Below are 12023 nucleotides of genomic sequence, written 5' to 3' on the forward strand. Positions count from 1 at the left end.
TTACACCGCCTTCCCAGTGTCTTGACCCGCCCGGGGATCGTTGAAGGCAAAAAGGACGATCCCGAGTGTGCGGCGAATGGCAATATGCAATAGCACAGCTTCTATACACATGGCTATTGCGACCGCTGCCGCAGCCCCTGCCAGACCATAGACCGGAATGAGCGCCATGTTGAGTGCAATGTTGCAACCAAAGATAATAATATAAAGAGCAACACACAATTTTTGTTTGCCGGCCATATTCAGCAGGGTCTCGCCCGGGCCGATCAGCGCTTTCGCGAGGAAGCCCGCAAAAAGGAAGAACATCAGCTGATAACCCTGAACGAATCCGGGGCCGAACAATGACAGCAGGAATGGGCCGGCCAGAAGCACGACGCTGCCGACGGCAAGCGACGGCCAGAAGGCCCAGCGTGCCGCCTGGCTGGCGAAACCTGCAAGCGCCTGCCGGTCATTGGCGGAAATCAGGGCGGCCAGACGCGGGGCTGCCGCCGCCTGCACGGAGAAAAACACGAATTGCATCAACACGATGGTTTTCGCCGCCGCGAAATAGATGCCGACCTGATCCGGCGGCAGATAGAGACCGACGATTACCACGTCGGAATTGGTCATCAGGAAGCCGATGCCGTCGATCAGGAACACGGGAAAGGCAAACCGCATCCAGTGGCTGAAATGGATCCGGCGGGCGACGCTGCGGAAATTCCGGTTGAGCCGTCGGTTGAGGAAAGCGAAATGGAACAGCGTGGTGACATAGGTGGCGAGAAGCGCGGTGATCATCGCCGTTGTCGCGGTTTTTTCCGCGCCAAGCCCGATCGCCACCAGCATGAATAGCAATATCAGCACCGGGCGAACGATATAGGTGGGGCTGAGGGCTGATATTGCCCAGCCATTGGCGCGCGCAGTGCCGTTCAGCACATCACCAAGCGCCACCATCGGCAGGGTGAAAAGTGCCAGTGCAACGGGAATGAGATAATAGGCGGCGATACGCTCACCGAAGAAATACAGGAAAACAAAGCCGCAAAGCGCCAGCGTGCTGGCCGACAGCATGGCGAAAATGCGTGCCGTCGAGGTCAACCCCATGATCTTGTCATGGGCGTCCTCAAGACGATAGCCGGGTAAAAAGCGGATGACGGTGGTGTGGAACCCGAGACAGGACAGGTTACCGAACAGGATCACCAGAACCCAGACGAAGGCGAAGAGGCCATATTCGAACTCGCCCATCAGGCGGGCGAGGATGATCTGGGAAATGAAGGCGATGCCGGCGCTGACGATGCGCACCGCAAAGGCGACCAGCGCCATACGCTGGGCGCGCGAGACATCATCCCTTGCGGAAACGAGGACGGCGATTTTTGCTCCCAGCGGCGAGAGCTTCGCGCGCAGGCCTGCGGGTAAGGCTTTTTCCGCCGTGTTGAGGATAGCCATGATCCACACGCCATCATTTCCAGTTAAATAGGCAGCCGGATTGTAACCGCCTTATCCTTAACGAAGGGTTTGGGAGGCGGCAGCGCCTGTCCCGATGTCGTTTGGCGCCCGTGGTTTGCGGGTGCCGTTGAGAAGAAAAAGCGCCAGCGGACTGCGGCGTATCACCTGGTGCAGCAGATAGGCCGTAAAGGTCGTCGCCGCGACGATGATGGTAAATTCGAGGATGGGCGGCAGCGAGATCAGGATGAAAAGCGTGCCGAAAGCGTAAATCAGCGGGTGGTGAAACAGGTAGATGGTGAAAGAGGCATCCGTCATCCGTCCGGCAATCCGGCTTGGCCTGTCGAAATAACGGCAGGCGAGGTCGATCAGCAGGCGGCTTGCCGCCACCGCCGCAATCGTCGAAACCAGCACGAGCATGGCTGAACTGGAAAACGGGTTTTGCAGCCGCAGCGTCACCGCGGTTGCGATGGTGACGAAGGCGATGATACCGGTGAGGGGGCCCGTCTGGCGGAAGCGGTGAAAGAGAACTCGGTCGCGGTTCAACAGCGCCCCGATGAGAAAAAACGGCAGATAACGCGCATAGGGATCGGAGGCCCGTTCATAGAGGATAAACAGGCCATTTCCGGTTTTCCCCGCAAGCAGGCCCGAGCCGTAGACCATCAGCTCCCACAAAACGGGAAAGGCGCAGAGCGCGAAAAAAAACAGCGCCGGATAACGTGCCCGCGCCCTGCCGAACCGGTCTCTGGCATATGCCAGTGGCGGGCGTTCCGCGAGGAACAACAGGCCTGCAAGCAGGACGGAATAGGCAATGAGGGCAGGCAGGAACCACAGATGCATGATCCATTGTTCGCTCGGGCGCAGTAGACCCGGCAGGCTCTGTATCAGCCGGTCGGCGGAGATATCACCCTTGGCGATACCAGCCAGTTGCAGCAGGAAAAGTTGCAGCGGCCCCAACATCAGCACGGCCACGATGAAAGGCAGCCCAAGGCGCAGGAAACGCTGCCTGAGCCACGGCGCTTTGCCCTTCTTGCCGATGACCATGGCGGAAAAATAACCGGCCACCAGAAAAAACGCCGGCATGCGGAAGGTGACGAGCGCCGCGCCAAGTGCCGTCAGCACCGGGCTGGTTTCAAAATCCTTGATATCCCAGGGCAGGGCGTGGCTGTAGAGCAGGGAGGCATGGTAGGGAATGCCGAGCAGCATGAGGAGAGCCCGCAAGGGATCCCAATAATGCTCATAATCTGACTTGCCCGGTTGCATTTTCCCCTCGCGTCGCAAACGCGATCACGCGTGATCAGCGGTAGCCACCACGACTATTAGTGGAAAACGCTAATAAACCCTTCATGCGCCGGATGGCGTGGGCGGCGCTTTTTTCTTGGGCAAAAGGTCAAGCACGAGCGCGCAGCCCAAAATGATGATGCCCGCGCCCAAAAGCTGGGGAAGTGACAGGGGTTCGTCCAGCACCAGAGCGCCGATAAGAACCGCCACGACGGTTACGGCAAATTCAACGCTGATGGTCTTCGTCGCGCCGATGGTGGAGACCAGCCGGAAATAGGTGATGTAGGTAAGGCCGCTCATGACCACTGCCTGTATCAGAAGATAGACGTAGTCGATGAGAGCCGGCGTTCCGGGCAATGGCACGGCCAGCAGAAGCGGCAGGGTCATCAGGCCACCCGCCAGAAAGGAGCCGATGGTGATTTCCCAGGAGCCGACGCCTTTCAGGTAGCGGCTGGCATAATTGCTGCCATAGGCGGCGCAGATGCAGGCGGCGACAGCGGCGGCGCAGCCGATGATGAAACCGGTTGTGACGGGAACGGCGGGAAAACCAACGAGCAGGATGATGCCGGCAAAGCCGATGACAAGGCCGGCAATACCCTGTCGCGTCAGCCGCTCAAGCCCCCATATCTGCGAGATGAGCATGGAAAAGAGCGGAATTGTCGCCACCAGAATGGCGGCCATGGCGGTGCCGACCAGCGGTGTCGCATAAGAAAGGCCGATCAGCTGCCCGGCAACCGTTGTCGCGCCAACCACGGTGAAGGCACGCCAGCTGGCCGAAAATGCGAGCCTGCGGCGCGCGGCCCGCGCGATGAGAAAGAGGGTGACGGCAGTGACAAGCGAGCGAAGCGTGACGGCACCGATCCAGCCGAACGCCGCAACGACATGCAGAAGCAGCAGGAAAGACATTCCCCATGCGAGCGCGAGAAAAATATAGGCGGCGAGATCGCGAGGGGCCATGGGGCATTTCCGTCAAAAGGGCTTAGCGGTTGTACGTCCGGAAAATGCACAAAAACAAAGATCGTGAGCCCGTCCGACGCTTCCATCTGGGCCAGATGCGCTCATGAAAGCGTTTTCTGGAAGATAGTCAGGCTCCCATATTGGAAATCGCTGATATCCGTCAACAGCAATGAACGGGCGCAAAGAAAATCGCCCGTAACACGGGGTTACGGGCGATAATCATCGTAAGCGGGCCTGAATTACGCCTGTTCGTAGACGCCGTGGCAATGCTTGAATTTTTTGCCCGAGCCGCAAGGGCACATTTCATTGCGCCCGATGCGGCCCCAGGTGGCGGGATTGTTCGGATCGCGCTCCTCGGCCGGCACGAAAGCGACGGGTGCGCCATGCGCCATCTCGTCTTCGCCGGTGACGGGGTCGAGATGATGGGCGGTCATCTCAGGCAGTTCCGGCTGCTGCGGTTCCTGCTGCACAAGTTCCACGCGCATCAGCTGGGCGGTGACGCCTTCGCGCAGATTGGCAAGCAGTGCCTGGAACAGCTCGAAGGCTTCCGCCTTGTATTCCTGCAACGGATCACGCTGGGCGTAACCACGGAAACCGACGACGGAGCGCAGATGGTCGAGGTTGACGATATGTTCGCGCCACAGATGGTCGATCGTCTGGAGAATGACCGAACGTTCCACATAGGTCGTGATCTCAGGACCGAAACGTTCCGCACGTTCGGCGGCGTATTTGTCGGCCGCCTCGGTAACGCGCTGAAGAATGTCGTCCTCGGCGATGCCTTCTTCCTTGGCCCATTCCTCCACCGGCAGGTCGAGGTTCAGGAACTGGGCGATACCAGCCTTCAGACCGGCAATATCCCACTGTTCGGCATAGGCATTTTCCGGAACATGCTTGGTGACGAGCGTTTCGATGACTTCGTTGCGCATGTCGGCTGCGGTTTCGCCGATATTGTCGGCTTCCATCAGCTCGAGGCGCTGCTCGAAGATCACCTTGCGCTGGTCGTTCAGCACGTCGTCATATTTCAGAAGGTTCTTGCGGGTCTCGAAGTTGCGGGCTTCGACCTTCTTCTGGGCGCGTTCCAGCGCCTTGTTGATCCACGGATGGACGATTGCCTCGCCTTCCTTCAGGCCGAGCTTCTGCAGCATCGAGTCCATGCGCTCGGAGCCGAAGATGCGCATCAGGTCATCCTGCAGCGACAGATAGAATTTCGAGCGGCCCGGGTCGCCCTGACGGCCGGAACGACCGCGCAGCTGGTTGTCGATACGGCGGCTTTCGTGGCGCTCGGTGGCGATGACGTAAAGACCGCCGGCGGCCAGCGCCTTTTCCTTCAGCACCTTGATTTCGGCGCGGATAGCCTCTTCCTTCGCGTCACGCTCAGGGCCGGGCTCCATGCCTTCAAGCTCGCGCTCAAGGCGCATGTCGACGTTGCCGCCGAGCTGGATGTCGGTACCGCGGCCGGCCATGTTGGTGGCGATGGTGACGGCGCCGGGAACGCCGGCCTGCGAAACGATATAGGCTTCCTGCTCGTGGTAACGGGCGTTCAGAACCTGGAAATCGGTAAAGCCGGACTGACGCAGCATATGGGCCAGAAGCTCGGATTTCTCGATCGACGTCGTGCCCACCAGAACCGGCTGGCCGCGCTCATGCGCCGCCTTGATCTCGGTGATGATCGCGAGGAATTTCTCTTCGCCGGTACGGTAGACCTCGTCGTCCTCGTCGATACGCTGGATCGGCAGGTTGGTCGGCACTTCGATGACATCAAGGCCGTAGATATTGCCGAATTCTTCCGCTTCCGTCGAAGCCGTACCGGTCATGCCGGCGAGCTTTGCGTACATGCGGAAATAATTCTGGAAGGTGACGGAGGAAAGCGTCTGGTTTTCCGGCTGGATCTGCACTTTTTCCTTGGCTTCCAGAGCCTGGTGCTGACCTTCGGAATAACGGCGGCCCGGCATCATGCGGCCGGTGAATTCGTCGATGATGACGATTTCATCGTTACGGACGATGTAGTCCTTGTCGCGGGTGAAGAGCTTGTGGGCCTTCAGCGCATTGTTGATGTGGTGAACGATGGCGACGTTCTCGACGTCATAAAGCGATTCGCCCTTCAGCAGGCCCGCCTGCCGCAGCAGGTTTTCGAGCTTCTCGGTGCCGTCTTCGGAGAAGTTGGCCGAACGCTGCTTCTCGTCGATTTCGTAATCTTCAGGTGTCAGCAGCGGAATGAAGGCGTCGATGGTGTTGTAGAGATCGGAGCGGTCGTCCAGCGGGCCGGAGATGATGAGCGGTGTGCGCGCTTCATCAACGAGGATCGAGTCGACTTCGTCGACGATCGCGTAATTATGGCTGCGCTGCACCATCTGGGCGCGGTCGTATTTCATGTTATCGCGCAGATAATCGAAGCCGAGCTCGTTATTCGTCGCGTAAGTGATGTCGCAGGCGTAGGCCTCGCGGCGCTGGTCGTCGTCCAGACCGTGCACGATGACGCCGGTCGTCAGCCCGAGGAAGCCGTAGAGCCTGCTCATCGTGGCGGCGTCGCGCTTGGCGAGATAGTCGTTGACGGTAACGACATGCACGCCCTTGCCGGCGAGCGCGTTGAGGTAGACCGCAAGGGTCGCCACCAGCGTCTTGCCTTCACCGGTCTTCATTTCGGCGATGGCGCCGCCATGAAGAATCATGCCGCCGGTCAGCTGCACGTCGAAGGGGCGCATGTGCAGGACGCGGCGCGACGCCTCACGGGCGACGGCGAAAGCCGGGATCAGCAGGTCATCCAGCGTCTTGCCATCGGCAAGCTGCTGGCGGAATTCCGCCGTCTTTGCCGCCAGCGCTTCGTCGGACAAGGCCTTGGTGGCCTCTTCCAGCGCATTGATGGCTGCGATCTTGCTTTTATAGGAGCGGACGCGGCGTTCATTTGCCGAACCGAACAACTTGCGGGCTATTCCGCCGAGACTGACCATCTTACTGGCCCTTTCTGAAATTCCGTTTTCGCGGGCGCTTTTCTCCGTCACGCTGATTTCAGCAACAAATGACGGACTTCGCCCTTCAACGTATCTGGACGCGAGGTTGCGTGACAGATAAGAGGGGGGGCAAATGATGTCAACGGTTCTGCCCGTTACAGAATGGCCACAATCCGGTGTTTGGAAGTTTTTTCAGAGCCGGAAACCATGTCTGGAGCCGGCATTGTCCCCGAAAGGTTCAAAATGTTGCGCTATAATAAAATTGCGGCTGCGGTGATTGTGGCCACGCTCGGCCTCCAGCTTCCGGCTTTTGCACAGGAAGACAAGGTTGTCGCCAAGGTCGGCGATCTGGAAATCCACCAGTCCGAACTCGACCTCGCCATGGGCAATCTCGATCCGCAGCTCGCGCAGCTTCCCGACGAGCAGAAGAAGGTTGCAGCCCTTTCCGGCGCGATCGACGTCAAGCTTCTCGTGAAGAACGCCAGCGCAGAAGGTCTCGAAAAGACCGAGGATTTCAAGAAGCGCATGGAATTCATCCAGGACCGTGAGCTGCACAATGCCTATTTCCGCAAGCATGTGGTTGATGCTGTTACCGCTGACGAAGTGAAGGCACGCTACGACAAGGAAGTGGCAGCTCTGCCGCAGGAAGAAGAAATCAAGGCTGCCCACATCCTGGTCGCCAGCGAAGATGAAGCCAAGGACATCATCAAGCAGCTTGATTCGGGCAAGGATTTCGCAGTTCTCGCCAAGGAGAAGTCGACCGATTCCAACAAGGATGACGGTGGCGATCTCGGCTGGTTCGGCAAGGGTCGCATGGTACCTGAATTTGAAGAAGCCGCTTTCGGCCTCGAAAAGGGCGCTTACACCAAGACGCCTGTCAAGACGCAGTTCGGCTTCCATGTCATCAAGCTTGAAGACAAGCGCATCGCCCCGCCGCCGGCTTTCGATCAGGTCGAGCCGCAGGTTCGTCAGCTTGTCATGCGTGACAAGTACGTTGCCCTCATCGAGAAGGCAAAGGCTGACCAGAAGATCGAAATCATGGATGAGACGCTGAAGAAGGGCTACGACGAAGCCACGAAGGAACAGCAGGCTCAGCAGCCGCAGCAGTAATAAAGACCCATGTTACGGGGCGGCTTTGAGGCCGCCCCGTTTCATCTCCGGCACTTCCATACCTCCCATTTCCAGAATTTCAGGCGCTTCCCATGTCCGTTGCCGTTTCCCCGCTTGCTCCGAAATCCTATCCCGACATGCCTGCGCTGCGCGGTGTTCGCATGGCGACGGCTGCTGCGGGCATCAAGTACAAGAACCGCACCGACGTTCTCCTGATGGTGTTCGACAAACCGGCAAGCGTGGCGGGCGTCTTCACCAAATCGAAATGCCCCTCGGCTCCCGTTGATTTCTGCCGCGCCAATCTCGGCGGCGGCGCAGCGCGTGCCGTGGTGGTCAATTCCGGCAATGCCAATGCCTTTACCGGCGTCAAGGGCAAGGCCGCGACCGAGCTGACGGCGAAATCCGCCGCCGCTGCCGTCGGCTGCTCTGAGGGTGAAGTGTTCCTGGCATCGACGGGCGTGATCGGCGAGCCGCTGGATGCCTCGAAATTTGCCGGTGTTCTCGGCGACATGAATGTCAGGGCGGAAGCCGATTTCTGGCAGGAAGCTGCCAAGGCGATCATGACGACAGACACCTACCCCAAGGTCGCGACCCGCACCGCCGAAATCGGCGGCGTGATCGTGACGATCAATGGTATTTCCAAGGGGGCGGGCATGATTGCCCCCGATATGGCGACGATGCTCTCTTTTGTGGTGACGGATGCCGATATTGAGCCTGCCGCCCTGCAATCCCTGCTTTCCGCCGGTGTCGGCCCGACCTTCAATTCCGTGACTGTTGATAGCGACACATCCACGTCAGACACGCTGATGCTGTTTGCCACGGGTGCGGCGGCCGAAGACGGCCAGGTAAAGGTAACGAGCGCCGATGACGAGCGCTTGTCCTCCTTCCGCGCCGCGCTGAACGATCTTCTGAAGGACCTCGCTTTGCAGGTTGTTCGCGATGGCGAAGGCGCGCGCAAGATGGTGGAAGTCACCGTCACGGGTGCGGAAAACGATGCCGCCGCCAAGAAGATAGCCCTTTCCATCGCCAATTCGCCGCTGGTGAAGACCGCGGTTGCCGGCGAAGACGCCAATTGGGGCCGTGTCGTCATGGCTGTCGGTAAGTCCGGCGAAATGGCTGATCGCGACCGCCTCGCCATCTGGTTCGGCGGCGTGCGCGTGGCCGTGAATGGCGAACGCGACCCGGATTATTCGGAAGCGGAGACCACCGCCGTGATGCGGCTGGAAGACATTCCGGTGAAGGTGGATATCGGTCTCGGTGAGGGTACGGCCACGGTCTGGACCTGCGATCTGACCAAGGAATATGTTGCGATCAACGGCGACTACCGGAGCTGACCGTTGGAGCCGAAGAAAATGCAGGACAACAAGGCCGTCAATCTGCCGCTGGTTCGCCGTCTGGAAGCCGTCAGTTTCCGGGCATGGCCTGCCTCGTCGGTGATTTATGACGGCAGCTGGCAAATCCGCCTGACGGGTTCACATCCATCCAAGCGTATCAACTGCGTGGTGCCGCTCGATCCGTCGGATTATGGCAACAGCGCGGTGCGGCTGGAAAAGGCACGCAAGCGTTTTGAGGATTTCGGCCGCCCGCTGGTGGTGCGCGAAACGACGCTGATGCCGCCGCAACTGAAAGACTTTCTGGTCAAGGACGGCTGGTCCGTGTTCGAGGAAGTCAAGGTGATGACGGCCGATCTTTCCGGAATGGAGCTTCCGGAGACGCTAGTCAGCCTGCCGAGCCACGATATCGGCCGTTTTGTGGAAGCCAGCCTCAAGGTCAGCGATGGCGATGCGTCCCTGCGTCCGGCGATTGCCGAGATCGTCAGTTCCATCAAGCCGACACTCGGCCTGTTCATCAACGAAGAAGTTGAGGGCAGCCCGCTTGCGACTGTTATTTGCGTTCAGGATAACGATCTTGCCGGCATCATCTCCCTCGATGTTGACAAGTCGCAACGAAAAAAAGGTCTCGGCACGCAGATTTTAGCCTCGGCGTTGCGCTGGGCGAGAATCAGCGGCGCGAAAAGCGCATGGTTGCAGGTGGTTTCCACCAATGCTGCCGCGATTGCGCTCTATGAAAAATTCGGTTTCACCGAAGCTTATCGTTACCGCTATTGGCACAAGGGTGCTGAGGACAAGGGCGCTGAAGAATGAGTGAGGCGGGCAAAAAAATCCTGCTGGTCGCTGCCTGCGCGCTTCTCGATCAGGACGGTCGCATCCTTCTGGCGCAGCGGCCGGAAGGTAAGTCTCTTGCCGGCCTGTGGGAATTTCCAGGCGGCAAGGTGGAGCACGGCGAGACGCCGGAAGAGACACTTGTCCGCGAATTGGACGAAGAGTTGGGTATCAAGACCAAGGTTGCCTGCCTCGCACCGCTGACCTTCGCCAGCCATACTTATGAGACCTTTCACCTGCTGATGCCGCTCTATGTGTGCCGTCGTTATGAAGGCATCCCGCACGGGCGGGAAGGGCAGGCGCTCAAATGGGTAAAGCCGCAGGCCCTGCGCGATTACCCCATGCCGCCGGCCGATGAGCCGCTGATCCCTTTCCTGCAGGATCTGCTTTAAGGCGGCGCCTGCCGCTTTGCGCCGTCACAGCTTCGTGAAAATGCCCTTGCAAGCCCGCTTTGCCGTGCCAAAACGGGGCTGCGTTAAGAGATCGTTCAGCACCCTCTGGCAGATTGTTAATCTAAAGAAGCGGTAAACTGCGCGAGACGAGGTTGGTCATGAACGAGGATTTCTGGAAGACGGTGGAAGGTCGTCACTCTTATTCCGATAAATCCCGTCGCACCGGCGTTCTAAATGTAGCGCTGCTTTTCGGCACGGCCGTTATCGCGCTTTCCCTGATCATCACCCCTATGCTTGCCGGAAAATCATCCACCCGCGTGGCACAGTTTCCCGACAATTATGACATGATCAGCACCGGCTCGATCAAGAAGACGGATACGGGCAAGACCTATTCCATCCGCCGCAGCATCACCCAGCCGATGCCGGAAATGCCCTGCGTCGTGACCGGTTATAATAACGATAGCGGTTGCTGATCGTTTACCATCATCGGTAACCGATTCCTCACACTGGTCGTCTTAAGATATATTCGATTTCAATAAAGCATAGTGCCGGCCGGCGGAATAAACCGGATGGCGGATGGGGAATATCCTGTGCTGCGTTCTTTTATCAATTTCTGCAAAAACGAAGACGGGGCTACCGCAGTCGAATACGGTCTGATCGTCGGGGTGATTTCCGCGGCACTCATCGCTGGCGCCGGCACCATCAGCAGTAACATCAACACGGTTTTCAAGTTTATCGCCGATACTTTCGCCAACAGTTGAAAGTGCTGGGGCAAGCGCTCAGGACAGTTTCACCTCGGTTGTCTTCAGCGCATCGGCCAGACGCACCTTGGCGGAGCCGGGCTTCAGTGGTTTCTGCTGGCTCTCATGCGGCGCCCAGCCCGAAACATAGATAATCGAAAAAGTCGCCCTTATCCGTCCGTCCGGATCGGAATAACGTTCGGCGTAAAGCTCCGCTGCCCGCAGGAAAAACGCGCGGTTGAGCGGTTTTCTGCTGCGGCTTGCCAGGGGATTGGCCATGCCCATGGCACGCAGGTCGCGCATCAGCGGGAAAATCGAATCATACCGCACCGTATAGGTTTCCGAGTCGGTGACCGGAAGCGCAAAGCCGGCGCGTTGCAATAGCGCCCCGACATCACGCACATCGGCGAAGGGAATGACGCGCGGGCTGGCACCGCCCGTCAGTTCCGCCTCCGCCGTCAACAGCACGTCGCGCAGTTCATGAAGGGTGCCACTGCCGGGAATAGCGCCGAGAAAAAGGCCATCCGGCTTCAACGCCCGCCGGATCTGGATCAGCGCGCCGGGCGTATCGTTGGTCAGATGCAGGGCAAGCGGTGAAACGACGAGATTGGCGGAAGCTTCCTCAAGCGGCAGATGTTCCATGGAAGCGGCTGCGGGAATATTCCCATCCGTCGCAAAACAGCTCTCGGTCTCGATACGGCGGATTGCCTCCACCTTGCCTGTTTCAGCCAGGCGCTGCGCGGTGATGCCGGTTCCACCATGCAGTTCGATCGCGGTCTCGAATTGGCGCTCGACGATGGCGAGCCTGTCTGCGAGTTCTTCAGCTGCCAGATCGAGAAGAAACAGGGCCTTGTCGTCACGCCGGTTCCATGCCCGGCGGCGGTTTTGTTCGATCAGGGCCTGGTCAAAGAGAATATCCATCGTCTTGCCTGCTCGGCCAATAGCGCCTTCGGGATCGGCGGGCCGTATCTTTGCTGTCATGCCCCTGGGGCATCGTTTTCCGGTATCTGGCCGGACCAT

The 12023-nt window shown here is 59.0% G+C and carries 11 protein-coding genes; 6 read left to right on the forward strand and 5 right to left on the reverse strand.

Going from position 1 to position 12023, the window contains the following annotated elements:
• The 4 genes from uppV to secA all read right to left on the reverse strand — a co-directional run bounded on the left by uppV (position 1) and on the right by secA (position 6599).
• Positions 1 to 1416, reverse strand: a complete 1416-nt coding sequence (uppV, locus tag M0412_RS14815) for a Wzx-type polysaccharide biosynthesis protein UppV (RefSeq protein ID WP_142841432.1) — start codon at positions 1414 to 1416, stop codon at positions 1 to 3.
• Between the two features lie 57 nt (positions 1417 to 1473).
• Entirely contained in the window at positions 1474 to 2676 is a 1203-nt protein-coding gene (locus tag M0412_RS14820) for an acyltransferase family protein (RefSeq protein WP_269699136.1), read from the reverse strand.
• An 81-nt stretch (positions 2677 to 2757) separates the two neighbouring features.
• Positions 2758 to 3651, reverse strand: a complete 894-nt coding sequence (locus M0412_RS14825) for a DMT family transporter (protein ID WP_269699137.1) — start codon at positions 3649 to 3651, stop codon at positions 2758 to 2760.
• Between the two features lie 239 nt (positions 3652 to 3890).
• Complete coding sequence (secA, locus tag M0412_RS14830) at positions 3891 to 6599, reverse strand: preprotein translocase subunit SecA (protein ID WP_269699138.1); 2709 nt, start codon at positions 6597 to 6599, stop codon at positions 3891 to 3893.
• 243 nt (positions 6600 to 6842) lie between these two features.
• Here secA and M0412_RS14835 point away from each other — a divergent pair, with 243 nt between their 5' ends.
• From M0412_RS14835 to M0412_RS14860, 6 genes are all read left to right on the forward strand, one after another.
• Entirely contained in the window at positions 6843 to 7709 is an 867-nt protein-coding gene (locus M0412_RS14835) for a peptidylprolyl isomerase (protein ID WP_142841428.1), read from the forward strand.
• 92 nt (positions 7710 to 7801) lie between these two features.
• Positions 7802 to 9043 carry a bifunctional glutamate N-acetyltransferase/amino-acid acetyltransferase ArgJ gene (gene argJ, locus M0412_RS14840; RefSeq protein ID WP_142841427.1) on the forward strand — a complete coding sequence of 414 codons (1242 nt, stop codon included), beginning with the start codon at positions 7802 to 7804 and terminating at the stop codon, positions 9041 to 9043.
• A gap of 18 nt (positions 9044 to 9061) precedes the next feature.
• Positions 9062 to 9853, forward strand: coding sequence for an N-acetyltransferase (locus M0412_RS14845; RefSeq protein WP_269699139.1), 792 nt, complete (start codon positions 9062 to 9064; stop codon positions 9851 to 9853).
• Entirely contained in the window at positions 9850 to 10263 is a 414-nt protein-coding gene (mutT, locus tag M0412_RS14850; RefSeq protein ID WP_046801869.1) for an 8-oxo-dGTP diphosphatase MutT, read from the forward strand. Before M0412_RS14845 ends, mutT begins: the two co-directional genes overlap by 4 nt.
• Positions 10264 to 10421: 158 nt before the next feature.
• Positions 10422 to 10736, forward strand: a complete 315-nt coding sequence (locus M0412_RS14855; RefSeq protein ID WP_142841425.1) for a hypothetical protein — start codon at positions 10422 to 10424, stop codon at positions 10734 to 10736.
• A gap of 96 nt (positions 10737 to 10832) precedes the next feature.
• A complete protein-coding gene (locus tag M0412_RS14860; protein ID WP_269699141.1) occupies positions 10833 to 11024 on the forward strand; it encodes a Flp family type IVb pilin in 192 nt (63 codons plus the stop codon).
• A gap of 18 nt (positions 11025 to 11042) precedes the next feature.
• Here M0412_RS14860 and M0412_RS14865 read toward each other — a convergent pair whose 3' ends face one another.
• A complete protein-coding gene (locus M0412_RS14865) occupies positions 11043 to 11924 on the reverse strand; it encodes a methyltransferase domain-containing protein (protein WP_269699524.1) in 882 nt (293 codons plus the stop codon).
• Between the last annotated feature and the right edge of the window lie 99 nt (positions 11925 to 12023).

It is taken from the genome of Agrobacterium sp. O3.4 (assembly GCF_041414895.1).
GTDB classification, from domain to species: Bacteria; Pseudomonadota; Alphaproteobacteria; order Rhizobiales; family Rhizobiaceae; genus Agrobacterium; species Agrobacterium cucumeris.

Coding starts and splice junctions, on each gene's coding strand:
- uppV (WP_142841432.1), bottom strand. CDS start 1,416: ATGGCTATCCTCAACACGGCGGAAAAAGCCTTACCCGCAGGCCTGCGC.
- M0412_RS14820 (WP_269699136.1), bottom strand. CDS start 2,676: ATGCAACCGGGCAAGTCAGATTATGAGCATTATTGGGATCCCTTGCGG.
- M0412_RS14825 (WP_269699137.1), bottom strand. CDS start 3,651: ATGGCCCCTCGCGATCTCGCCGCCTATATTTTTCTCGCGCTCGCATGG.
- secA (WP_269699138.1), bottom strand. CDS start 6,599: ATGGTCAGTCTCGGCGGAATAGCCCGCAAGTTGTTCGGTTCGGCAAAT.
- M0412_RS14835 (WP_142841428.1), top strand. CDS start 6,843: ATGTTGCGCTATAATAAAATTGCGGCTGCGGTGATTGTGGCCACGCTC.
- argJ (WP_142841427.1), top strand. CDS start 7,802: ATGTCCGTTGCCGTTTCCCCGCTTGCTCCGAAATCCTATCCCGACATG.
- M0412_RS14845 (WP_269699139.1), top strand. CDS start 9,062: ATGCAGGACAACAAGGCCGTCAATCTGCCGCTGGTTCGCCGTCTGGAA.
- mutT (WP_046801869.1), top strand. CDS start 9,850: ATGAGTGAGGCGGGCAAAAAAATCCTGCTGGTCGCTGCCTGCGCGCTT.
- M0412_RS14855 (WP_142841425.1), top strand. CDS start 10,422: ATGAACGAGGATTTCTGGAAGACGGTGGAAGGTCGTCACTCTTATTCC.
- M0412_RS14860 (WP_269699141.1), top strand. CDS start 10,833: ATGGCGGATGGGGAATATCCTGTGCTGCGTTCTTTTATCAATTTCTGC.
- M0412_RS14865 (WP_269699524.1), bottom strand. CDS start 11,924: ATGGATATTCTCTTTGACCAGGCCCTGATCGAACAAAACCGCCGCCGG.